This is a genomic window from Pseudomonas sp. ZT5P21 (assembly GCF_054897785.1).
The window spans coordinates 2097804-2121118 of the sequence record NZ_CM142705.1; the positions used below are offsets into that span (position 1 = coordinate 2097804).

General features: G+C 59.7%; 22 protein-coding genes and 1 pseudogene. 10 read left to right on the plus strand and 13 right to left on the minus strand.

Annotated elements, in window-relative coordinates; all coding sequences use genetic code 11:
• Nucleotides 1-94 precede the first annotated feature (94 nt).
• A complete protein-coding gene (locus ACYZT9_RS09605) occupies nucleotides 95-322 on the minus strand; it encodes a DUF6555 family protein (RefSeq protein ID WP_008064402.1) in 228 nt (75 codons plus the stop codon).
• A 255-nt stretch (nucleotides 323-577) separates the two neighbouring features.
• Between ACYZT9_RS09605 and selD the strand changes: the two genes are divergently transcribed.
• Both selD and mnmH read left to right on the plus strand, forming a co-directional pair.
• Entirely contained in the window at nucleotides 578-1612 is a 1035-nt protein-coding gene (selD, locus tag ACYZT9_RS09610) for a selenide, water dikinase SelD (protein WP_462009572.1), read from the plus strand.
• Nucleotides 1612-2715, plus strand: coding sequence for a tRNA 2-selenouridine(34) synthase MnmH (mnmH, locus tag ACYZT9_RS09615; RefSeq protein WP_462009573.1), 1104 nt, complete (start codon nucleotides 1612-1614; stop codon nucleotides 2713-2715). The genes selD and mnmH overlap by 1 nt, the downstream gene beginning before the upstream one ends.
• Nucleotides 2716-2848: 133 nt before the next feature.
• On the opposite strand, the gene ACYZT9_RS09620 is transcribed toward mnmH, so the two are convergent.
• Nucleotides 2849-3523, minus strand: coding sequence for a histidine phosphatase family protein (locus ACYZT9_RS09620; RefSeq protein WP_462009574.1), 675 nt, complete (start codon nucleotides 3521-3523; stop codon nucleotides 2849-2851).
• Nucleotides 3524-3875: 352 nt separating this feature from the next.
• Between ACYZT9_RS09620 and ACYZT9_RS09625 the strand changes: the two genes are divergently transcribed.
• Nucleotides 3876-4574: a glutathione S-transferase family protein gene (locus tag ACYZT9_RS09625; RefSeq protein WP_462009575.1), complete on the plus strand. Its 699-nt coding sequence runs from the start codon at nucleotides 3876-3878 to the stop codon at nucleotides 4572-4574.
• Between the two features lie 108 nt (nucleotides 4575-4682).
• Here ACYZT9_RS09625 and ACYZT9_RS09630 read toward each other — a convergent pair whose 3' ends face one another.
• Complete coding sequence (locus ACYZT9_RS09630) at nucleotides 4683-6221, minus strand: FAD-dependent monooxygenase (protein WP_462009576.1); 1539 nt, start codon at nucleotides 6219-6221, stop codon at nucleotides 4683-4685.
• A 210-nt stretch (nucleotides 6222-6431) separates the two neighbouring features.
• Between ACYZT9_RS09630 and ACYZT9_RS09635 the strand changes: the two genes are divergently transcribed.
• Nucleotides 6432-7526, plus strand: coding sequence for a DUF1615 domain-containing protein (locus ACYZT9_RS09635; protein ID WP_462009577.1), 1095 nt, complete (start codon nucleotides 6432-6434; stop codon nucleotides 7524-7526).
• Nucleotides 7527-7541: 15 nt separating this feature from the next.
• Here the strand turns inward: ACYZT9_RS09635 and ACYZT9_RS09640 are convergent, their stop codons facing one another.
• The 3 genes from ACYZT9_RS09640 to ACYZT9_RS09650 form a co-directional block, all read right to left on the minus strand.
• Nucleotides 7542-8261 carry an anti-sigma factor gene (locus tag ACYZT9_RS09640; RefSeq protein ID WP_462009578.1) on the minus strand — a complete coding sequence of 240 codons (720 nt, stop codon included), beginning with the start codon at nucleotides 8259-8261 and terminating at the stop codon, nucleotides 7542-7544.
• Nucleotides 8258-8779: a sigma-70 family RNA polymerase sigma factor gene (locus ACYZT9_RS09645; RefSeq protein WP_462009579.1), complete on the minus strand. Its 522-nt coding sequence runs from the start codon at nucleotides 8777-8779 to the stop codon at nucleotides 8258-8260. Before ACYZT9_RS09645 ends, ACYZT9_RS09640 begins: the two co-directional genes overlap by 4 nt.
• Nucleotides 8780-8964: 185 nt before the next feature.
• Nucleotides 8965-9486, minus strand: coding sequence for a DUF3455 domain-containing protein (locus ACYZT9_RS09650; protein WP_462009580.1), 522 nt, complete (start codon nucleotides 9484-9486; stop codon nucleotides 8965-8967).
• A 157-nt stretch (nucleotides 9487-9643) separates the two neighbouring features.
• On the opposite strand from ACYZT9_RS09650, the gene ACYZT9_RS09655 reads away from it, so the two are divergent.
• Nucleotides 9644-10267 carry a glutathione S-transferase family protein gene (locus ACYZT9_RS09655; protein WP_462009581.1) on the plus strand — a complete coding sequence of 208 codons (624 nt, stop codon included), beginning with the start codon at nucleotides 9644-9646 and terminating at the stop codon, nucleotides 10265-10267.
• A 37-nt stretch (nucleotides 10268-10304) separates the two neighbouring features.
• On the opposite strand, the gene ACYZT9_RS09660 is transcribed toward ACYZT9_RS09655, so the two are convergent.
• Nucleotides 10305-10745 (minus strand): CBS domain-containing protein, encoded by a 441-nt coding sequence (locus ACYZT9_RS09660; protein ID WP_462009582.1) that lies wholly within the window; start codon nucleotides 10743-10745, stop codon nucleotides 10305-10307.
• Between the two features lie 262 nt (nucleotides 10746-11007).
• Between ACYZT9_RS09660 and ACYZT9_RS09665 the strand changes: the two genes are divergently transcribed.
• A complete protein-coding gene (locus tag ACYZT9_RS09665; protein ID WP_462009583.1) occupies nucleotides 11008-13368 on the plus strand; it encodes a DNA polymerase II in 2361 nt (786 codons plus the stop codon).
• On the opposite strand, the gene ACYZT9_RS09670 is transcribed toward ACYZT9_RS09665, so the two are convergent.
• The 3 genes from ACYZT9_RS09670 to ACYZT9_RS09680 form a co-directional block, all read right to left on the minus strand.
• Nucleotides 13333-13803 (minus strand): DUF1810 domain-containing protein, encoded by a 471-nt coding sequence (locus tag ACYZT9_RS09670; RefSeq protein WP_462009584.1) that lies wholly within the window; start codon nucleotides 13801-13803, stop codon nucleotides 13333-13335. The genes ACYZT9_RS09665 and ACYZT9_RS09670 overlap by 36 nt on opposite strands.
• 28 nt (nucleotides 13804-13831) lie before the next feature.
• The gene (locus ACYZT9_RS09675) at nucleotides 13832-14653 is read right to left on the minus strand and encodes an aldo/keto reductase (protein ID WP_462009585.1); all 822 of its coding nucleotides are present in this window, start codon (nucleotides 14651-14653) and stop codon (nucleotides 13832-13834) included.
• A gap of 107 nt (nucleotides 14654-14760) precedes the next feature.
• On the minus strand, nucleotides 14761-15909 hold the full coding sequence (locus ACYZT9_RS09680) for an aldose epimerase family protein (RefSeq protein WP_462009586.1): 1149 nt from the start codon (nucleotides 15907-15909) through the stop codon (nucleotides 14761-14763).
• Nucleotides 15910-16156: 247 nt separating this feature from the next.
• Between ACYZT9_RS09680 and ACYZT9_RS09685 the strand changes: the two genes are divergently transcribed.
• From ACYZT9_RS09685 to ACYZT9_RS09695, 3 genes are all read left to right on the plus strand, one after another.
• The gene (locus tag ACYZT9_RS09685) at nucleotides 16157-16906 is read left to right on the plus strand and encodes a hypothetical protein (protein WP_462009587.1); all 750 of its coding nucleotides are present in this window, start codon (nucleotides 16157-16159) and stop codon (nucleotides 16904-16906) included.
• Nucleotides 16907-17108: 202 nt separating this feature from the next.
• Nucleotides 17109-17894, plus strand: a complete 786-nt coding sequence (locus ACYZT9_RS09690) for a sulfite exporter TauE/SafE family protein (RefSeq protein WP_462009588.1) — start codon at nucleotides 17109-17111, stop codon at nucleotides 17892-17894.
• 184 nt (nucleotides 17895-18078) lie between these two features.
• The gene (locus tag ACYZT9_RS09695; RefSeq protein WP_462009589.1) at nucleotides 18079-18627 is read left to right on the plus strand and encodes a DUF4174 domain-containing protein; all 549 of its coding nucleotides are present in this window, start codon (nucleotides 18079-18081) and stop codon (nucleotides 18625-18627) included.
• Between the two features lie 77 nt (nucleotides 18628-18704).
• On the opposite strand, the gene ampC is transcribed toward ACYZT9_RS09695, so the two are convergent.
• A complete protein-coding gene (ampC, locus tag ACYZT9_RS09700; RefSeq protein ID WP_462009590.1) occupies nucleotides 18705-19871 on the minus strand; it encodes a class C beta-lactamase in 1167 nt (388 codons plus the stop codon).
• 161 nt (nucleotides 19872-20032) lie between these two features.
• Here ampC and ACYZT9_RS09705 point away from each other — a divergent pair, with 161 nt between their 5' ends.
• On the plus strand, nucleotides 20033-20917 hold the full coding sequence (locus ACYZT9_RS09705) for a LysR family transcriptional regulator (protein ID WP_462009591.1): 885 nt from the start codon (nucleotides 20033-20035) through the stop codon (nucleotides 20915-20917).
• A 34-nt stretch (nucleotides 20918-20951) separates the two neighbouring features.
• Here the strand turns inward: ACYZT9_RS09705 and gudD are convergent, their stop codons facing one another.
• On the minus strand, nucleotides 20952-22295 hold the full coding sequence (gudD, locus tag ACYZT9_RS09710; RefSeq protein ID WP_462009592.1) for a glucarate dehydratase: 1344 nt from the start codon (nucleotides 22293-22295) through the stop codon (nucleotides 20952-20954).
• Nucleotides 22296-22332: 37 nt separating this feature from the next.
• Nucleotides 22333-23286, minus strand: a pseudogene (locus ACYZT9_RS09715) (MFS transporter); the annotation flags it as partial.
• Nucleotides 23287-23315 lie beyond the last annotated feature (29 nt).

Genomic DNA, 23315 nt, shown 5'->3' on the forward strand with positions numbered 1-23315 from the left:
CGCGATGGACTCACAAGCGACGCGTTTATTCAGCAAACACGCGCCATCGTTAACGTCCATCGCGAGCAAGCTCGCTCCTACAGAATAATCGTCGTTAGCCCGCTGGCCGCCACTTGACGTTTTCCACACCGAATTTCTCCGCCATCGGTTTGCTGGTTTTTTGCACTTTTTCCCGGCCAAAGCGCGGGATTCGACCCACTCCGGCGTCACAGCTCGCCCAATGCCAGGCCTCCGCATTATCCATCTTGTCCAGGCGAATAATGAAAGACTTGGGGGCGCCATGAAGGGTGTATTCAATGACGAAAAGTTTTGCGTTGTTCATAAAGCCCGTATTCCTCCCTGTGGTAATAGAAGGATCGTCGGGGCTGCGGAAAATTCAGTCGGATTGTCAGACGGCGGTCGCCAGTGGCGGCATGACTTGCGGCTGGTTACCCTGCATTTTCTGAAAAACCCACTGATTACTGCCTATAACCCTTGTCGCGCCCCTCAACCTGAGTGGCACTGGCCAAAGTGCTTGGCGCTCGGGTCGAGGCTGCTCTGCTAGAATCGGCGGCATTGACTTCACAAGGTGCACCGCATGAAGGAGCCGATCCGTCTGACCCAGTACAGCCACGGCGCAGGCTGTGGCTGTAAGATTTCCCCTCAGGTGCTCGAAGTGATTCTGGCCGGCAGCGGGGCGCAGAACCTTGACCCCAGGCTCTGGGTCGGCAATGCCTCGCGCGACGATGCGGCGGTGTATGCGATCGATGAAGAGCGCGGTGTGGTCTCGACCACAGACTTCTTTATGCCGATCGTCGATGACCCCTTCGATTTCGGCCGCATCGCCGCGACCAATGCCATCAGCGACATCTACGCCATGGGCGGCGATCCGTTGATGGCGATCGCGATTCTCGGCTGGCCGGTGAATGTGCTGGCGCCGGAGATTGCCCGGGAGGTGATTCGCGGCGGACGCGCAGTGTGCGATGACGCGGGAATTCCATTAGCCGGCGGACACTCCATCGACGCGCCGGAGCCGATCTTTGGCCTCGCGGTCACCGGGCTGGTGCAAAAACGCCACATGAAGCGCAATGACACCGCCATCGCCGGTTGCCTGCTCTACCTCACCAAACCCCTTGGCATCGGCATCCTCACCACTGCCGAGAAAAAGGGCAAGTTGCGCCATGCCGACATCGGCCTGGCCCGCGACTGGATGTGCACCCTGAACAAACCCGGCAGCCGCTTCGGCAAGCTCGACGGCGTGACCGCGATGACCGATGTCACCGGTTTTGGCCTACTCGGGCATCTGGTAGAAATGGCCGACGGCAGCCATGTCACCGCTCGCATCGAATACGACCGTGTGCCGCGTCTTGCGGGTGTCGAGTACTACCTCGACCAAGGCTGCGTACCGGGCGGTACGCTGCGTAATTACGAGAGTTACGCCAGCAAACTGGGGCGTCTTCAGGAGCTGCACAAACGCGTGCTGTGCGATCCGCAGACCAGCGGTGGCCTGCTGGTGGCGGTTACTCCCGAGGGCAACGAGCAATTTCTCGGGGTCGCCGCCGAACTGGGCCTGAGCCTTGAGCCCATCGGTGAACTGGTCGAGCGACAGACCAACGCGGTCGAGGTGTTCTGATGTCCCTCCAGTTCACCGATTACCGCGACCTCTTCCTCAGTGACCGACCGATGATGGATGCTCGCGCGCCCGTCGAATTCATTAAGGGTTCCTTCCCCGGTGTGGTCAACCTTCCGCTGATGAACGACAGCGAGCGACAGCGGGTTGGCACCTGCTACAAACATCACGGTCAGCAAGCGGCGATTGTAATGGGCCATCAACTGGTGTCCGGCGACATCAAGTCCTGGCGTATCCAGGCCTGGGCCGATTTTGCCCGGGCGCACCCTGAGGGGTATGTGTATTGTTTTCGTGGCGGCTTGCGTTCGCAGATCGTCCAGCAGTGGCTCAAGGACGAGGCGGGTATCGATTATCCGCGGGTCGGTGGCGGCTACAAGGCCATGCGTACCTTTCTGCTGGAGACGATCGATCAGGCCGTGGCGCAATGTGATTTCGTCCTGCTGGGCGGCTTGACCGGCACCGGCAAGACCGAGGTGCTCACGCATTTGCGCAACGGCCTCGACCTTGAAGGTCACGCCAACCACCGTGGCTCCAGTTTCGGCAAGCGCGCCACGGGGCAACCGTCCAACATTGATTTTGAGAACGCTCTGGCCGTGGATGTGCTGAAAAAGCGCAGCCACGGTATCGAACAATTTGTGCTGGAAGACGAAAACCGCATGATCGGTAGCTGCGCCTTGCCGTTGCCGCTGTTCCAGGGCATGCAGCAATTTCCGATGGTCTGGCTGGAAGACACGCTCGAAGGCCGGGTTGACCGGATCCTGCGCGATTACGTGGTGGACTTGTGTGCCGAGTTCATCGGCGTGCAGGGCGATGAAGGCTTCGGACTGTTTTCCGAGCGTTTGCTGGCGAGCCTGAACAACGTGCAGAAACGCTTGGGCGGCGAACGCCATCGACGGATGTCGATTCTGATGGAAGAGGCATTGGCGGAGCAGGCGCGCAGCGGCGCGGTGGATTTGCACCGAGGCTGGATCGAGGGATTGCTGCGTGAGTATTACGACCCGATGTATGCGTTCCAGCGGGAGAAGAAAGGGGCGCGAATCGAATTTGCCGGGGATCGGGGGGCGGTTATCGAGTACCTCCGGGAGCGGGGCAGTCTGCGCGGGTGATGGGGTGTTCGCCGGCCCCTTCGCGGGCAAGCCCACTGCCACAATGCGGTGTAAATACCACAGATCTAATGTGGGAGCGGGCTTGCCCGCGAAGGGGCCATGACAGGCGCTACAAAACTCAAACCATCACCCCTTAAGTCGGACAGGTCTGCGGGCCGTTATCCAGGCCCTGCTTGTAACTTTGGCTCTGCAGGCTGGCCTTGCCGTTATGCCAGGTGAGCGTGAGTACGTACAGCGAGTCGTAGTCGCCGGACTCCCAGTCATCGGTGATGTTCTGTTTTTTGCCGACGGCTTCGCCGGCGACCTTGTTGATCAACTCGGGCAGGTAGCCATGGGACCAGGCGGTGTAGATCACCGAGTTGTGATACTTGTCGTGGAGCAGCTCATCGGCCAGGTCGCTGGTGTCGTTGGCCGAGAAGTTGATGTTCACCGGCAAACCGAGCTTGATTGCGCTGGGGCTGATGGTCATTAGGGGACGAATGTAACTGTAGGAATTGTCCAGTTCGCCTTCCTCGACATTGCGCGTCGGGTTGGCCGCAAACACGTAATTAGCCTTGCCGAATTTTTCCGGGAGCAAGGTCGCCAGATCGATGGCGCGGTTCAGGCCCTGGCAATTGAGCTGGCCGAGGCCGCCAGCAGGTTTTTCCGCATGACGCAGGAATACCAGCGTCTGGGTGCCGTCAGCCGGTTGGGCGCGGCTTTCCCGGACCTCCAGCGACAGGACGATCGCACTGACTGCCAACAGGGCGGGTAGCAAGACGTACGCACGATGCTTGAAGCGTTTGGCGAATTTCAACAAGTTCGTCATTTGAGTAAAAGTCTTCAGCGCGTTCGGTTAAGGCTGACAAACCTTTCACCCCGCGCTTGCGCCGCCTGGCTCCCAGCGTCGGGTGTTTTCCATGTCGTTGAACCGGTCCGTTTCCGAAAGGGCAACACTCAGAGTCCACTGAACCCCGTTTGGTTCGACCGGCAACCTTGAACGGGTTAGTGCAGAGGTTATCAACAGGATGTTGCGGAATTATGGACACGGTACACGGGGTGGCCCCGGAGAGGGCTGCAATCCATTGATCTTGCTAATCATCACTATCGATACGCCAGACATCGCACCCTTCAGTCGCTCACACTATGATCGTCTCTCTCAATTTCTTCGGATCCTTGTGATGACCGATCTGTCTGCTTTCCCCATCACCCAGAAATGGTCAGCGCAAAACCCCGAGTGGATTCAGCTCTACTCCTTGCCGACCCCCAACGGCGTCAAGGTGTCGATCATGCTCGAAGAGATCGGGCTGCCCTATGAACCGCATCGTGTGGGCTTCGATACCAACGACCAGTTGTCCCCCGAGTTTCTTTCGCTGAACCCCAACAACAAGATCCCGGCGATCCTCGACCCCCACGGTCCGGGCGACAAGCCGCTGCCGTTGTTTGAATCCGGCGCAATTCTGATCTATCTCGCGGACAAGAGCGGGCAGTTGCTGGCCCAGGAATCGGCGGCCCGTTACGAGACGATCCAATGGCTGATGTTTCAGATGGGCGGTATCGGGCCCATGTTTGGCCAGCTCGGATTCTTCAACAAATTCGTCGGCAAGGATTACGAAGACAAACGGCCTCGGGATCGCTACGTCGAGGAGAGTAAACGCTTGTTGAGCGTGCTCGATGGACGCCTGAAAGGGCGCGACTGGATCATGGGCGATCGCTACACCATCGCCGACATCGCGACGTTCCCGTGGGTGCGCAACCTGATCGGCTTCTATGAGGCAGGCGATCTGGTGGGCATCACGAATTTCCCTAACGTGACACGGGTGCTGGAGCGCTTCCTCGCCCGGCCAGCGGTGGTGCGCGGGCTGGAAATTCCGAAGTAATGCGTTGTATCCCTGTAGGAGCGAGCTTGCTCGCGATGGAGTGTCAGCCGCCACTATGCAAACTGACACACCATCGCGAGTAAGCTCGCTCCTACAGTGGATTTTTGTTCAGCAGGGGACACCAAAAAACGGCCGTATCCCGTGATCCCGGAAATACCGCTCGATCACTTTCGGATCGGAGTTCGTCTCGGCAATCGCCACATAGGTATCCGGCCGTAGCAGGTAAAATCCGTTACGCCCCATGCCTGCCGTTTCAAACGCCGGCCGCCAGTAAAACACATGCAACGGCAGGTGATGTTCGTTGCACCAGGCGATCATTTCGTCGCTGGTGTCACCGTACACATGCACCTGCCAGGTCGGGCACTTCAGCGGCCCGAAATTATCCCCTTCACCGTCGTGCGCCCAGGGCAGCCGGTCGCCGCCATGCACGTGACCGGCGACGCCGGCGCTCAACGGCATCCCGCGATAGTTGAGCGTGATCTGCGACACCGTGCGGAACAGGAACTCGCGGGAGGTCTCGAAGGAAGCCATTTTTGGCAGCAGGAACGGCGCCAGGCGCGTGCGCAGCAAATCGGCCACGCGTCCTTCGGCGGTGACGAAGCTGAACACCCGGTCTGTGGTGGCGACCAGTTTGCGGGCAAACGCGATGCGCTCGGTTTCATAAGTGTCGAGCAGTTTTGGCGTCGCGCCACCGCTCAATACGGCCGCGAGTTTCCACGCGAGGTTGATGGCATCGCCAATCCCGGTGTTCATGCCTTGGCCGCCCGCGGGGCTGTGGACGTGTGCGGCATCGCCCAACAGGAAAGCGCGGCCGCTGCGAAAGTGATCAGCCACCCGATGATGCACGCGGTAGGTCGAGAACCAGTTCACCTGTTCGATTCTCACCTTTAGATGTTCGATGGCCCGACTGCTGACGTCTTCAAACTGCAGGGTTTCGGCCTGTTCGGCGCGTTCGTCGCGGACCGTTCCGATCAGCCGCGCGCGACCTTCACCGGCCAATGGAAACACCGCGAGAAAATCCGCCTCATCGAGATCCACGTGCAGTTCGCCATTAAACGTCGGCCCGCTGGCCTGCACATCCGCCACGTAGAAAATCTGCTGGTAGGTGCCGCCGGGAAATCCGGTGTCGAGGGTTTTGCGCACCCTCGAGCTCGCGCCGTCGCATCCGGCGAGGTAACAGGCCTGACAGGTTTCCTGTTGACCATCTGGCAAGCGCAGACGTGCGGTGATGCCGTCGCCGGTTTCCTCGAAACTCTCCAGCTCGGTGTTGCGCTCGACCCGGGTGCCAAAGGCTTCCAGGCGTTCGATCAGCAACCGCTCGTGCTCGTCCTGAGGAAATATTTCGAGGAACGCATAAGGCGTCAAGCCTTCGCCAACCCGGCTCAACGGCAAGCGCGCCACCGGTTCGCCCCTGACCCAGAAATTGGCCGCCGCCACGCGATGACCGCCCTGTATCACGGCGTCGCTGAGGTCGAGCTGGCAATACAGCTCCAGCGTCCGCGCCTGCACCGCCAATGCCCGTGAAGTGGTACCGGGTGCCGAGGTCTTGTCGAGAATCCGCACGTGGATCCCCAGTTTTCTCAGCCACAGCGCGAGGACCAACCCGGTGGGGCCGGCGCCGATGATCAGTACGTCGCTACGGTTCATGCGCCTGTCCTTAACGATGCGTCGACCCAGTATGGTCCAGGCAAAGAGGGATGGCAGTCGGACTGCCCGACGGAAAAAGGCCCCGCAGCCTCGCAAGCCCGGCAGCCGCTACAACGATGTCGGGAACAGGGGCAGTGCCGTTAGAGTCATAGCCTGCGCCATGCCATTGATCGTATGGTTAACCCGGTTCAGCGGTTTTGATGGAGCACCATGCAAACCAATCGATTGATCATGAGTGTTGCTGCGCTGTTGGTGCTGGCCGGTTGCGGAACTCAGCGCACGCAGGAAGCTCCGGCTCGCCCACCCGCGGAGGTGAAGGCCGAGATTGTGCGCCTCCTGCCGGCCAAAACCGTGGACCGCCAAGGCTGGGCCACGGACATCTACGCCGCGTTTGCTGCGCAGGAGATATATCCGTCCACACAAAACGTGTGTTCCGTACTGGCGGTCACCGAGCAGGAGTCAACGTTTCAGGTTGACCCGTCGGTGCCGGGTCTGGGCAAGATCGCCCGGGATGAGATCGACCGGCGTGCCGCGAAGGTCCACATCCCCGGCCTGCTAGTGAGCGGGGCGTTGCAAGTGAGTTCGGGCAACGGCAAGAGCTATAGCGACCGGCTGAAGGCGGCGCGTAGCGAAAAGGAACTCAGCGCGATCTTCGATGACTTCATCGGCATGGTGCCCATGGGACGGACGCTGTTCGGCGGTTTCAACCCGGTGCACACCGGTGGCCCGATGCAGGTCAGCATCGACTTCGCCGAGCAACAGGCGCGCAATTATCCGTACCCGGTGGACGGCACGATTCGGCGAGAAGTGTTCAGTCGTCGCGGCGGCATGTATTTCGGTATTGCCCATTTGCTGGGATATCCAGTGAGCTACAAACAGCCGCTGTACCGCTTCGCCGATTTCAACGCCGGGTGGTACGCGAGCCGCAATGCTGCGTTTCAGAACGCTGTGAGCCGTGCTTCGGGTATTGCGCTGGCGCTGGATGGCGATCTGGTGCGCTACGACTCGATCATGCCCGGCGCCACGGAGCTTGCCGCGCGTACCCTCGGCAAGCGCTTGGGCATGCGCAATCCGGCCATCAGGGATCAGCTGGAGAAGGGCAAAAGCCTCGAGTTCGAGGACACCCGATTGTATCAGCGCGTCTTCGAGCTGGCCGAAGAGGCTGAAGGCCGCTCGTTGCCGCGTGCGGTACTACCGGGCATCGTGCTGCAGAGCCCGAAAATTACCCGAAAACTCACGACGGCGTGGTTTGCCAAGCGGGTTGATGAACGTTATCAGCGCTGCATGGCGCGGGCGGGGAAGTGACCGGTCGTTTCGCTATCAGATCACTTTCACCGCACGTCCTATGAATTGAATCGGCCCGGTGGGCTTGCCGATCGGCGAGCCCTCGGGATTCTCCAGCGTCAGCTCGAACAGCTGGTCAGGCTCCAGTGGCGGCAGTTTGTCCAGCGCAATCGACAGCGTCTGCCCCGGTTTCACCAACCCCAGAGACACTGGCCCCTGCCAGCCTTCGGCCTTGGTCCAGAACTCCAGTGCCTTGTCCTCCGGCACCTGCGCGACGCCCAGCGGGATCAGCTGGATTTCTCTGGGATTGCTGGCCTGAATCACCCAGCCCGGAGCCTTGTCTTGAGGCGCGACCAGCACCACCAGATAGGTCGGTTTGCCCGTTGTCTGCGTCAGCATCAGCGCACCGAGCAGTAACGTGGCCGCCAGCCCTGCACCGGCGAGCCCGCGCCACAGGGGGAGCAAGTTCCACCAGGATGGCTGCTCGACCACTGGTTTCGCCGGTTGTTGGCTCAACGCGTTGACACTGCGTTCGATGCGATGCCACAGATGGGACGATGGCGTTCGGGGCTCGGCGAGCTCAGTCAGGCCCAGCAAGCGACGCTCCCAGGCGTCAACCGCTGTGCGCATCTCGGCATCGTTGTGCAGGCGTTGTTGAACTTCCATGCGCTGCTCCGACGACAGTGTGCCGAGCACATATTCGCTGGCCAGCTCGTCGCGTTGATCCGGGGTTTCATCCGCAGGTCGGTTGTTCATCCCATGCACTCCCGTAATGCCGTCAGGCTCCTTTTGATCCAGGCTTTGACGGTGCCCAGCGGGGTGCCGAGTTTGTGTGAGATTTCAGCGTGGGAATAACCGTCGACGTAGGCGTGCAGGATGCACGTGCGCCGCGCCGGTTCCAGTTGCTCAAGGCACAAATGGATACGGGAGGAGTGGGCCTCGGCATCGAAGGTTTCAGCGTTATTGTGCACGTCGATATCGCCCTGAATCTCGCGGCGGTTGTCGCGGATGAAGTTGAGCGCCAGATGTCGGGTCACGCTGAACATCCAGCCCCGGGCGGAACCCCGCGCCGGATCGAAACGAGCGGCGCCGGCCCAGATATTGAGGAACGCGTCGTGGACGATGTCTTCGGCCAGCGCGGTGTCCCGCACCAGACGTTTGGCGACCCCGAGCAACCGCGGACTCTCCTGCACGTATAAATCCCGCAACGCCTGACGCTCACCGCGCGCGCAGGCGGCCAAACGGGCTTCGTAGTCAAAAATGGGTTCGGGCAAGGACACAGATCTCAGCCATCAATAAAGGGGCGGGTGTATACCCATGCAATCTAGCAAACAATCCAACATCCTGTAGGAACGAGGCTTGCCCGCGAAGACGTTGGGTCAGCCAACATCCATGTTGAATGTTCAGACGACTTCGCGGGCAAGCCTCGCTCCTACAGGGAATTGCGTCAGCCTGGTGATTAACTGGCCGCCCAGAAAATGTAGTCCGCCTGATACTTCACCACTTCCTGCTTGCCCTTGTTGGCCGCCGTGCACTCGGCGCTGGGGGCGACCCCACCCTTGAGCGCCACGCGCTGGATGTAACTCACGCCGCTCATCGCGCCTTTACCCTCGGCCGGGTTGGCCTTGACCAGTTGGTAGGGCAGGTTACCCGGGCTCGACGGGGCGACGGCCAGTTGGGTGCCGGTGACTTTCGAGCCGTCCTTCGCTTGCCAGGTCGCTGGCGGACCAAAGTAGGTGCCGACCTGTTTGCCGCTGCGATCATTGAGCACCGCTTTGGGCCCGACGAAAAACCACTCGGTCTGGCCGGCCGCGTTGACCTTGTCGCGGCATTCATAGGTAATTTCGCCGACCCCGGTAGTTTCCATAGTGACCTTGTGCCCGTCCGGAACTTTGATGCTGTCCGGCAGACTGGTCTGAGCAAAGGCTGCCGGGATGGCGACAAACACACCGGCAAGGCAAATCAGCTGTCTGGCGTTCATGAATATCTCTCCGAAAATGATGGGTTCGCTGCGCAGCAACGGTGCTGCTACAGGTACTACCCGTCGGAAAGCGCTTTGGATGCAGCGGTAAAAAAAGAAATTTTCCAGCATCGTCAGCGTCAGCTGCTACAAAGAAAGCACCGCAATGGAGGTGTTTATGTACCAGCTCTACGGACACAAGAACTCCGGCGCAGCCACAATAGAAGCCGCGCTCGAACTGTGCGAAATTGCGTACCGTTTCATCGACGTCGAGACGACGCCGGAGGCCGCCCACGCCTTGGAGAAACTCAACCCGCTTAAGCAGATTCCGACCTTGCAACTGCCCGACGGCAGCATTCTCACCGAAAGTGCGGCGATTCTGATCCATCTCGGGCTCACGTTTCCCAAGTCCAAACTGTTGCCGAAAAACCCCGCCGAGCGCGATCAGGCCATCCGTGGCATAGCGTTTATCGTCAGCAATTGTTATGCGGCGATTGGCATCATCGACTATCCCGAGCGCTGGCTGGTCGTGGCGGACAAGCCCTCCAGAGACAACCTTATGGCTGGCGCTCGCGAGCGTTTGCACTGGAGTTGGGAAGTGTTTGCTGATCAGTTCTCGGGCGAGTTGTACCTGGGGGACGAGTCGCCTGGGGCGCTGGATGTGCTGGCGGCGGTGATCACGCGTTGGGCGGGCAGTCGGGAGCATTTGCGCAGCGCCCGCCCCGGTTTTTTCGCCTGGCTTGAGCGAATTGACCGGCACCCCACTCTGGCACCGGTCTTTGCCCGGCATTGGCCGGTCTGAACACCGCCTCCCACAAGGGGAATGACGGTGCCTGACGTTATTCGCCGCGGATGTACTGCTCCAACTGACGAATCAGCTCTGCCTGTTCGGCGATGGCTTCCTTGACCAGGTCGCCGATCGACAGCAGGCCGATCAACTGGCCGTTCTCCACTACCGGCAGGTGACGCAGGCGTTTGTCGGACATGATGCCCAGGCAGGTGTCGACGGTTTGGTGGGTGTCCACGGTGATCACCGGTGAGACCATGATTTCGCTGACCGGAGTACCCACGGACGAACGGCCCTTTAGCACCAGTTTGCGCGCGTAGTCACGCTCGCTGATGATGCCGACGACTTCACCGTTCTTCACGACCGGCAAGGCGCCGATGTTTTTCGCGGCCAGGACCATCAGCGCTTGCAGCACCATATCGTTGGGCGAAATGGTGTGAACTTCCTGATTTTCGCTGGCCTTTAATTTGAGCAGTTGGGCGACGGTTTTCATGATGGCTTCTCGGGTGTTGTCGTTGTTCCTGAAGAATCGTAGAGACAAGCGCCGAGGGCAAGGGAGAAAGCGGCAGATAACGCGCAAAAAACGTCATTCAGCGGTTTTTCTGCGAAAATCTGACCTGACAGCTAAGAACACGCATAACCCTGTGGGAGCGGCGGTGCTCGCTCCCACAGGGACTGCAGCCACATTACAGAGAACACTATCCCCCGCGATGACGCGTAGAATCACCACCTGAATCGGATTCGAGGTTGCAGTGGTGGATTTACAGCGGGGCTTCGTCCTGACCCGGCATTGGCGCGATACCCCGACCGGTACGGAAGTCGAGTTCTGGCTGGCGACCGACACCGGTCCCCGGCGCATCCGTTTGCCGCATCAACCGTCGGTGGCGTTTATCCCGGCCGAGCAGCGCGCGCAGGCCGAAGCGGTGTTGCACGGCGAAAAAAACGTCGAGCTTAAACCCTTGACGCTGCAGGATTTCGAACATCGCCCGGTGCTCGGCCTGTATTGCCGGCAGCACGGTCAATTGATGCGTCTGGAAACAGCGCTGCGCAAGGCCGGCGTCGAGATGTTCGAAGCTGATGTGCGGCCACCGGAACGCTACATGATGGAGCGTTTCATCACGGCGCCGGTCCTTTTCGCAGGCACGCTCAACGCCGAAGGCCTGCTGCTCGACGCGCAGATGAAGCCCGATCCCGACTATCGGCCAACGCTCAGACTGGTGTCACTGGACATCGAAACCACCGCTCAAGGCGACCTGTATTCGATTGCCCTGGAAGGCTGCGGCGAGCGCCAGGTCTATATGCTCGGCCCACCGAATGGCGACGACAGCGAGGTGGATTTCCAGCTCGAGTACTGCGACTCCCGAACCCTGCTGCTGAAAAAACTCAACGAATGGTTCGCCCGGCATGACCCCGACGCGATCATCGGCTGGAACGTCGTGCAGTTCGATTTACGCGTGCTTCACGAACACGCACGACGGCTGGCGGTGCCGCTGAAACTGGGGCGGGGCGGTGAAGAAATGCAGTGGCGTGAACACGGCAGTCGCAACCATTACTTCGCCTCGGCCGCCGGGCGATTGATCATCGACGGCATCGAATCCCTGCGCTCGGCGACCTGGAGTTTTCCCTCGTTCAGCCTGGAAAACGTCGCGCAAACCCTGCTCGGCGAAGGCAAGGCGATCAGCACGCCGTACCAGCGCATGGACGAAATCAACCGCATGTTCGCCGAGGACAAACCGGCCCTGGCCACCTACAACCTCAAAGACTGCGAGCTGGTCACGCGGATTTTCGCCAAGACCGAACTGCTGACGTTTTTGCTGGAACGGGCCAGCGTCACCGGGTTGCCGGCGGATCGCAGCGGCGGTTCGGTAGCGGCGTTCACGCACCTGTACATGCCGTTGATGCACCGTCAGGGCTTCGTCGCGCCGAACCTCGGCACCAAGCCGGCGCAGGCCAGCCCCGGCGGATTTGTGATGGACTCGCAGCCGGGTCTGTACGAATCGGTGCTGGTGCTCGACTACAAAAGCCTCTATCCGTCGATCATTCGCACCTTCCTCATCGACCCGGTCGGGTTGATCGAAGGCTTGCGGCATCCCGACGACAGCGAGTCCGTGCCGGGCTTTCGCGGTGCACGTTTTTCGAGAACCCGGCATTGCTTGCCGGCCATTGTCGCCCGGGTCGCCGAGGGTCGTGAAACCGCCAAGCGCGAATGCAATGCGCCGCTGTCCCAGGCGTTGAAGATCATCATGAACGCCTTCTACGGCGTGCTCGGCTCCAGCGGTTGCCGCTTCTTCGATACGCGTCTGGCCTCGTCGATCACGTTGCGCGGCCACGAAATCATGCTGCGCACACGGCAACTGATCGAAGCTCAGGGACACACGGTTATCTACGGCGACACCGACTCGACGTTCGTCTGGCTGCGCCGCGCCCACGGTCAGCAGGAAGCGGCGCAGATCGGCCGCGCGCTGGTGGACCACGTCAACCAGTGGTGGCGCGAGCACGTGGCGCGGGAGTACGGGCTCGAAAGCGCGCTGGAGTTGCAGTTCGAAACCCACTACAAACGCTTTCTGATGCCGACCATTCGTGGCGCCGAAGAGGGCAGCAAGAAACGTTATGCCGGACTGGTCACACGCGACGACGGCACTGACGAGATGGTCTACAAGGGTCTGGAAACCGTGCGCACCGACTGGTCGCTGCTGGCCCGGCAATTCCAGCAAGAACTGTACACGCGTATTTTTCATCGCCAGCCATATCAGGATTATGTGCGCGAATACGTGCGCAAAACCCTGGCGGGCGAGTTCGACGATCGCCTGATCTACCGCAAGCGCCTGCGCCGTACTCTTGACGACTATGAGCGCAACGTGCCGCCGCATGTTCGCGCGGCGCGGATCGCCGACGACTACAACGATCAGCAGGGTCGTCCACGGCAATACCAGAACGGCGGCTGGATCAGCTATGTCATCACCGTCGCCGGGCCCGAGCCTCTGGAAATCCGCAACGCGGCCATCGATTACGACCACTACGTCACCCGCCAGCTCCAACCGGTGGCCGATGCGATTCTGCCGTTCGTCGACGACGATTTCTCAACCCTGATTGGGGGGCAGTTGGGCCTGTTTTGAGTCCAGCAGCGATAACGTCCAGCCATCCGGAATACCGTGGAAGTAACGCGATAACGCTTGGTGGAACAGGCTGTCATCCGCATCGAACTGCGCGAACAGGGTCATCGACGAATGAAATTTAAGATCGTCCGGATGGCCGAAAATCTCTGCAATGGAGCTTTGCTGGATATCCAGCACCAATTGCGTGCAAGTGCGCAGCCGGGTGCCCAGCACCGGGTGGTTCAGGTAGGCCAGTGTTTCTTCGCTCGAGCGGATCGCGAAATGCTGCGACATTTCGCTGCCGCCCAGCCCGGCGAATTGCGGAAAGATGAACCACATCCAGTGACTGCGCTTGCTGCCCGCGCCGAGTTCGTTTTTCACTCGCTCAAACACCGGGTCTTGCGCCTGTAAAAAGCGTTGCAGCTTAAAGGCGTCGGGCTGATCGGTGCTTCTCATGAGAAGCCCTCTACAGAACCGCGATGGCTCAGACCATAGCCAGTCGCTGTTTGCGTTGTGGCGCGCGAAACACTTGGTCCAGCGCCTCCAGATCCTCGACCCCAAGTCGTAATTGCGCGGCTTGCGCGTTCAGATGCACGTGTTCAGGCCGAACCGCTTTGGGAATGGCGATCACGCCATCCTGTCGCAGAATCCATGCCAGCGCCACCTGCGCCGGGGTCGTCGCGTGGCGTGCGGCCATCTGGTTGAGTGTCCGATGAGCTAGCAATTTTCCGCCTTGGCCGATGGGGCAGTACGCCATCAACGGCTGCCGATGCTGTTGGCTCCACGGCAACAAATCAAATTCTATGCCGCGTTCTTCCAGGTTGTAGAGCACCTGATTGGTGGCGCATGCCGGGGAGGCCAGTTCCTGCAGGTCATCGACATCGAAATTGGACACGCCCCAGCGGCCGATCTTGCCGTCTTGGCGCAGGCGTTCGAAGGCGTCGACGGTTTCTTCAAGCGGATACTGGCCGCGCCAATGCAACAGGTACAAGTCGATGTAGTCGGTGTTTAAACGACGCAGGCTGCGCTCGCAGGCCTGGGGTACGCCATTACGGCCGGCGTTGTGCGGATAGACCTTGCTGACGAGAAACACCTTGTCGCGCAAGCCGGAAATCGCTTCACCCACGACTTCCTCGGCGCCACCTTCGGCATACATTTCAGCGGTGTCGATCAGGGTCATGCCCAGTTCGATGCCCAAGCGCAGCGCGGTGACTTCTTCAGCGTATCGAGCTTGATCTTCACCCATGCGCCAAGTGCCCTGGCCAATGACGGGTACGTTGACGCCGGCCAGCTCGAGGGTCCGCATGAAAACCTCCTTTGTGTATTCGATAGTTACTCCGGTTGGCACCAGAATAGCCCGCGGGTTCCATCGAGTTCCACAAGGGAGGTCAAGGCAAAGTCAGCCTCGCAGTGCTATTTGGCGGAGAATCTCAGCACGGTGGTCTGGGTATAGGTTTTGCCCGGATCCAGTCGGGTGGACGGAAAGTCCGGCTGATTAGGCGCGTCCGGGTAATGCTGGGTTTCCAGAGTGAACGCACTCCAATGTGCATAAGTTTTGCCGGCCTTGCCCTTGACCGAACCGTCAAGGAAGTTGCTGGTATAGAACTGCACACCCGGTTCGGTGGTGTAGAGCTGCAAGCGGCGTCCGGACTGCGGGTCGCTGACATCGGCGGCGAGTTTACCCAGGTCGCCCTTGGCGTCCAGCACCCAGTTGAAATCGAAGCCGCCCTGTTTCGGTTCGGCAAATTTCAGCTGCGGGTGATCGGCCTTGATGTGTTTGCCAATGGCGGTGGGTTGGGTGAAGTCCATAGTCGTACCGGCCACCGGAGCCAGTTTGCCGGTCGGAATCAACTTGCCGTCGACCGGCGTGTAATAGCTGGCGTGCAAGGTCGCGAGCTGTTGCAACACGTCGCCGTTACCCGCGCCAGCCAGGTTGAAGTAACTGTGATTGGTCAGGTTCAGCACCGTGGGTTTGTCGGTGGAGGCCTTGTACTCAATGCGCAGCTCGTTGTTCTCGTTGAGGCTGTAGGTGACCTCGGTTTTCAGGTTGCCAGGAAAACCCATTTCGCCCTCCGCCGACAGGTAGGTCAGCGTCACGCCCACTGAGTCCTTGCCCTTTGCGGGTTCGGCTTTCCACACCTGTTTGTCAAAACCCTGCGGCCCACCGTGCAGCGAATTCGATCCGTCATTTTGCGGCACCTGAAAGCGCTTGCCATCAATGTCGAACGCACCGTTGGCCAGACGATTGCCGAAGCGCCCGATGGTCGCGCCAAAGTAGGCCTTGCCGCTCTGATAGCCCTGTACGTCGTCGAAGCCAAGCACCACGTCCTCGATTTTTCCGTTTTTGTCCGGCACGGAAAGTGACTGCAGCGTGGCTCCGTAGGTGATTACGGTGGCCTGCATGCCGTGGCTATTACGCAAAACATATTGTTCGACGGCTGTGCCGTCCTTGGTTTTACCGAAGTCTTTATGTTCGCTGGACAGGCCATTAGCCTGGGCGGTGAGTGTGGCGATCATCAGGGACAGTCCAAGGGCGCAGAGCGGGTGTCTGGATTGAAGCATGGGTTACCTTCCTTCTTATTGTTATTGCAAAGTAGTCATACTAAATATCGAGCTTTTATTCGATAAGGAAGGATTTATAGCTTAGGTACGCGTCTATGCGATAAAAAGCATGACTAATTTGTGAGAGCAATAGCGTTGGTGGCAGAGGGCGGACTGCAGTTTCTGCACTTTTTCGCATTTCACGGCTCTATCCTTGGCCAGCCCGCGGTGATTCCCACCGCCGGCCCATGCCCAAGTCCCGGAATCCATGGCCCTTGTTTTACCCCTCATCGCTGTGCGCATCCGCCGCCATGGCCTCCTGCTCGCCATCCTGTCGATGCTGTTCACGACCGGCTGCAGCCAGAAGCAAGGCCGGGACATCGTCAGCCAGTTTCGCGAAGGTCGGCCCCAGGAATTTCTCCAGACCAGCGTCGACCGCATGGCCACCCTGGCGATGCGCGACAACCTCGACAGCCTCTACGCCCTCATGAGCAAGCTCTACCTGCGCAACCCGCAGGAGCTGAAAAAGTCCGGTTTCCTCGATGCTCGCACCGCAGGCAAACAGGTGCGCATGGCCATCGAGCAGCAACAGCCGCTGCCGACGCTGGGGGGCAAGAAAGATCTGGCGGCGCTGAGTTACGCCATGAGTCCGGAGTTTCTCGGTGACCGGGTCGGTGCCTTCATCTATGCCATCGGCAGTATGCTCGTCACCGCGCACGGCAACCGGTTGGAGTTCTACATGACCGATGCGATCAACCCGACCTTCGTCAACAACGCCGCGCGCAACATCGAGAAAGCCACCTGGATCCTCAGCCAGCGGCAGAACAAAAACGGCGAACCCTTGTTGTTTTCCAACGAAATCTCGGAGGAGGGCAGCAACCTGAGTTTCGCCGTGGAATTCGGCAAGATCGTCGCGCGCCTGGACCTGCTGACCCAGATGCTGGACGAGCGCTATCGCCGGATCGGCCTGAATTACGCACAGAGTCTGCTGTTTCTCAATTTCCTGCCGGTACAGTGATCTCCTTTTGGGAGCGGGCTTGCTCGCGAAGACGGACTTACAACCGACATCATCGCTGAATGTTAAACCGCTTTCGCGAGCAAGCCGGCTCCCACAGGGCATGTGGCGCGGGCATAACGATAGACCTTATCGATATAAGTAGTTATAAGAAAAATCGCTATGCTGCGGGCCAGATTTTTCATGCGTTTCTGTGGGCGTGTTAATGGATTTCGTTAACTTCGGTTTGGTTGTTGCGGGTTTGGTGGTGGGTTTCATTGTTGGCATGACCGGTGTGGGCGGTGGCTCGCTGATGACGCCGATCCTGCTTTGGTTTGGCATCAATCCGGCCACGGCGGTGGGCACGGATCTTTTGTACGCCGCCATCACCAAGTCCAGTGGTGTGCTGGTGCATCGCAAGAACAAGAACATCGACTGGGCAATCACGGGTTGGCTGACCCTCGGCAGTGTGCCGGCGGTGGCGCTGACGCTGTGGTTCCTCAGCAGTTTGCAAACCTCCCCGGACGCGATGAACGCCATCATCAAACAGGCGCTGGGCTTTGTGCTGTTTGCCACGGCGCTGGCGATTTTCTTCAAGAAACGCTTGCTCGATTTCGCCCACAAAAGAGCCGGCGGCCAGTACAACCCGAGCGGCCAGCGATTGAATGTGCTGACCGTGATCACCGGCCTGATCCTCGGCACCATGGTCGCCCTGACCTCCATCGGCGCAGGTGCCTTGGGTACCGTGGCATTGTTCATTCTGTATCCGTTGCTGCCGACCCGCCGTCTGGTCGGTACGGAAATCGCCCACGCCGTGCCACTGACCCTCGTCGCCGGTCTTGGCCATGCCAGCATGGGCAACATGGATTGGCACGTGCTGGGTTTTCTGCTGGTCGGTTCGCTGCCAGGGATTTACCTGGGCAGTCACCTGACGGGCCGCATCTCCGATGAAGTGTTGCGTCCGTGCCTGGCCACGATGCTGGTGCTGATCGGCTACAAACTGGCGTTCTGATTTTGCCTCAGGCCTCAGTCATTCACAGCGGTTTTCAAATGAGCGATGAGATTAGTCCAGCCTGTTGCGCAATGACCGCCCTGACCTAAGCTTGGGTCAGGGCGATACACAATTGCGGTGCGTGACCCGGAACGATCGCCGCGATGCGCAATCATTAGAGCGTGGATATCAAAAGGAGATGCGCATGCTCATCAGGTCATTGACCCTGACAACCCTGCTGGCGATCGCCGGTCCCTTGCTCGCCGCCGATGGCGACTCACCGCTGGACATGGACAAGGGCAGGTCCCGGCCGTTGATTATCATCGCGCCGAGCACGGTCGATCCTGCCTGGGTCAGCCTGAAAAAGTCACTGGATGAGCCCGCCAATCGCAAAGGATTCACAGACCGGAATATGGTCCTGTACACCGTGCTCAACCTGATGGGCCAGCGCGAAGGCAAAGACCTGGGGCCACAAGACACGGCGGCACTGATCCGCTCACTGAAGCTGGGGGCCGGCGCGAAGACCAAGGTGATTCTGGTCGGCAAGGACGGCGAAAAAAAAATCGAGCAATCAGATGCGGTTGATCTGAAGACGATTTTCAAAACCGTCGACGAATTGCCGTCGACCGAGAAAGAAGCCACGGTACCCACACCGCCACCGGTGACCGAAGCTGCGCCGGCTCCAGGCGCCAAAGGTTCGAAACCGGGCAAACCGGCGAAGCCTGCAAAGCCGCCAGAAATGCCTGATGATTGAATATGAGCAGAGTTACGAAAATGGGCGACCACAACAGGTCGCCCATTTTTTTTACCGCCGAATCCTATGACAGAAGCTTACTCAGTCAATGCACTCAACACCGCATGAGCAATTTTAATCCGCTCCGGATTGGGATAGTTTTTATTGGCCAGGATCACGATGCCAATGTCTTTCGACGGCACATACGCGACGTAAGCACCGAAGCCGCCCGTTGAGCCGGTTTTGTTGAACAGCATGCTTGCCGGTTGAGCTTGCGGTGGGTTCAGCCACTGGACTTCATGGGGTTCATAGGCCATCTGCGATGAATTGCCGGCAAGCAATGTGTCGAGGCTGGCCGGATAGTTGTAGAACTCCCAGCCCAGGCCTTGGGTCATGTCGCCCACTTTGTAGTAACCGGTATGCGTCGTGGCAATTGCCTGCTGCATCGGCGCTTCAAGGCCTGGCGGCTTGATGTTTGCTTCGATGAAACGAAGCAGATCCGAAGCGCTGGTTTTTACGCCATACGCCTCCGAATCCAGTGCGCCCGGCCCAACTCTCACAGGCTTGTCATCCTTGTCGTAACCCTGAGCGTACAGCGCCATCTGCGCTTGCGGCACCTTAAGGAAGGTGTGCTGCAACCCGAGCTTGGGGAGCAAGGTCTTTTCCATCGCCTCATCAAACGGCTGGCCCATGCCTTGGGCTGCGAGATAACCGAACAGCCCCAGACTCGGGTTCGAATACTGTCGATGGCTGCCGGCGGCGTAGGCCGGTTTCCACTGTTTGAAATAGCCGAGCATCTTGTCCGCTGCATCGGCATCGCTCGGGAATTGCAGCGGCAGGCCTCCGGCGGTGTAGGTGCCCAAATGCAGCACGCTGACGTGATCGAACGCACTGCCGCGTAAGGCCGGCAAGATGTTACTGGCCGTGTCGGACAGGGACAGTTTGCCGCTGGCCTGTGCGTAGGCGGCGAGGGTGGCGGTGAAGGTTTTGCTCACCGAACCGATCTCGAACAGCGTGTCTTCGGTAACAGCCGTGCCGTTTTCCTTCGAGGCCACGCCGTAGTTAAAGTAATGCGGCTTGCCGTTTACGGTCAGCGCGACGGCCATGCCGGCAATGTTCTGTTGTTGCATGACCGGAACGACGGCATCTTTCACCGCTGCTTCGATCTGCTGGTCCGTGGAGTTCCCGGCCACGCAGTAATCTGTGCCAAGGAGCAACGCGAAAGTGCTGCAGGACAAGATCTTGCCGAGTCTGAAGTTGTGCATGATTGAGCTGCTGTCCATGAGGTTTTTGATGGGTGTACCCGCTACACTCCGAGCGGTTTGCGCATCGGTCCGCCGATGACCGTGCCAAATCTAGTCACTTTGCCTGCCATCGACAAACGACGTTATTTCGGATGAGCCATTAGAAAAATTGGGGAGAGGGAATGATCCGGCCGCCATTACCACTCAATGCACTGCGCGCCTTCGAGGCTTCTGCACGCCACCTGAGTTTCACACGGGCGGCGGTGGAGTTGTGCGTCACGCAGGCTGCGGTGAGTCATCAGGTCAAAAGCCTGGAAGCCCAGCTTAACGTCACGCTGTTCAAACGCTTGCCCCGCGGTTTGATGCTGACCAGTGAAGGGGAAACCTTGTTACCCGTGTTGCGCGAGTCCTTCGACCGCATCGCCGAAACCCTCGAGCGTTTCGAGGGCGGGCATTTTCGCGAAGTGCTGACGGTGGGCGCGGTGGGAACGTTTGCGGTGGGCTGGTTGTTGCCGCGACTGACTGACTTCCAGACGAAACATCCGTTCATAGATTTTCGCCTGTCGACCAACAACAATCGGGTGGACGTGGCGGCGGAAGGGCTGGATTACGCGATTCGGTTTGGTGCCGGGGCGTGGCACGGAACTGAAGCGGAGCGCTTGATCGAGGCGCCATTGTCGGTGTTGTGCGTACCGGAGATTGCCCGGCAATTGCGCACGCCGGACGATCTTTTGCAGCAAACGCTGCTGCGCTCCTATCGCACGGATGAGTGGCCCGAATGGTTTCAGGCCACTGGCCTTCCCGCCCATGCGGCACCGCCCCGCAGTATCGTCTTCGATTCCTCGCTGGCGATGATGGAGGCGGCGCTGCAAGGAACGGGCGTGGCATTGGCACCGCCGCTGATGTTCGCCCGGCAATTGGCGGCGGGTGCCATCGAGCAACCGTTCGCCATCGGTATCACCACCGGCAGCTACTGGCTGACCCGCTTGCAATCGCGTCCCGAAACGTTGGCGATGGCAGCGTTCAAGGGCTGGCTGCTGCAAGCGGCACAGATGAACACCACTTAACCTGTGGGAGCGGGCTTGCGGTGTTTCCAGATCGTCAGCGCACCAGACACGGCCGCTTGTTCTCGAATTTCCAGCCCGGAATCAGAAACTGCATCGCCACACTGTCGTCCCGCGCACCCAGGCCCATGCCTTTGTACAGCTCATGAGCCTTGGCCAACTGATCCATGTCCAGCTCGACGCCCAGCCCCGGTTTCTTCGGTACCTGCACGCACCCACCGACGATTTGCAGCGGGGCTTTGGTCAAACGTTGGCCGTCCTGCCAGATCCAGTGGGTGTCGATGGCAGTGATTTCTCCCGGTGCGGCGGCTGCGACGTGGGTGAACATCGCCAAGGAAATATCGAAGTGGTTGTTGGAATGTGAGCCCCAGGTCAGGCCCCATTCGTGGCACATCTGCGCGACGCGAACCGAGCCCTGCATGGTCCAGAAGTGCGGATCGGCCAACGGGATGTCGACTGAGTGCAGGTGGATCGCGTGACCCAATTCCCGCCAGTCGGTAGCGATCATGTTGGTCGCGGTTTTCAGGCCCGTGGCGCGGCGGAATTCAGCCATGACTTCCCGGCCCGAGTAACCGTTTTCCGCACCGCACGGGTCTTCGGTGTAAGCCAGAACATGATGCTGATCCCGGCACAAACGAATCGCTTCTTTCAGCGACCAGGCGCCGTTCGGATCGAGGGTAATACGCGCATCGGGAAAGCGTTCGGCCAGCGCGGTGACCGCTTCGATTTCTTCATCACCACTGAGCACGCCGCCCTTGAGTTTGAAATCCTTGAAACCGTAACGGGCGTGGGCGGCGACCGCCAGACGCACCACGGCGTCGGCGGTCATGGCCTTCTCGTGGCGTATGCGGAACCAGTCGTCGTCGGCTTCCGGCTCGCTGCGGTACGCCAGATCGGTTGCGTTGCGATCGCCAACATAAAACAGGTAACCGAGCATCTTCACTTCATCGCGCTGCTGGCCTTCACCGAGCAGGGCGGCGACCGGCACGTCCAGATGCTGACCGAGCAAATCGAGCAGCGCCGCTTCCAGGCCGGTGACGGCATGGATGGTGATGCGCAGGTCGAAGGTCTGCAAACCGCGGCCGCCGGCATCGCGGTCAGCGAAGGTCTGGCGCACCTGATTGAGGATCTTCTGGTACGTGCCGATCGGGCTGCCGACCACCAGCGAACGTGCATCTTCCAGCGTCTGGCGAATACGCTCGCCACCGGGCACTTCGCCGACACCGGTGTGGCCGGCGTTGTCCTTGAGGATCACGATGTTGCGGGTGAAAAACGGGCCGTGTGCGCCGCTCAGATTCAGGAGCATGTCGTCGTGACCCGCCACTGGAACCACTTGCATGCTGGTGATGATCGGGGCTTTTGCGGTGTCTTGTGTGTTCATTTTTTTGTCCTTGGAAACTGTGCTCTTGGATGAGTGCTCAGGCGTGTTCAGGCGCTGGTTTGCCCAGCGCAACGGACGGTGCAATTTTCGGCGTGTTGCGTGCAGCGAAGACGATGATCGCGGCAAGCATTGAGGTCGCGGCCAGACCGTACAGCCCGCCCTGAATTGAGCCGGTGTGTTCTTCCAACAGACCAAACGTGGTCGGCGCGACGAAACCGCCCAGATTGCCCACCGAGTTGATCAACGCGATGACGCCAGCGGCGATCCGTGCATCGAGGTACGCCTGGGGAATAGGCCAGAACAGCGACGAAGCCGACTTGAAACCCAGTGCGGCGAAGCAGATCGCAACGAAGGCGAATACCGGCCCACCGGTGGTGGACATGAACATCCCGGCCGCCGCGATCAGCAGGGCAGCGGCAACCCAGGCTTGCTGGTGTTTCCATTTCGCCGACAGTGAAGCGAAGGCGTACATGCCGACGATCGACAACAGCCACGGAATCGAGTTGAACAAGCCGACCTGAATATCGCTGAGGTCGCCCATCTTCTTGATGATGCTCGGCAGCCAGAAAGTCGCGGCGTAGATGGTCAGTTGAATGAAGAAGTAGATCAGGCAGAACAGGACAATCTGGCGATCCTTGAGCAGCTTGCCCAGCGACGGTTTGATTGGCGTCGCGGCTTCGCGGGCCCGTTGTTCGTCGTCGATGGCTTTGACCAGTGCGTCCTGTTCTTCGCGGCTGAGCCATTTGGCGTCGTGGGGTCTGGAGTCGAGCCAGAACCAGACGAACACACACAGGACAACGGAGAACATGCCTTCAATGAAGTACATCCATTGCCAGCCGTGCATGCCGAAACCGCTGATTTGCAGGAGCAGGCCAGATAACGGGCCAGAGATCAGTGAGGCAATGGCCGAGCCGCTGAGGAAGATCGCGATGGCCTTGCCGCGCTCAACACCTGGCAGCCAGCGGGTGAAGTAATAAATCACGCCCGGAAAGCGACGCTTTTATTGAGGTTGCCACTCAG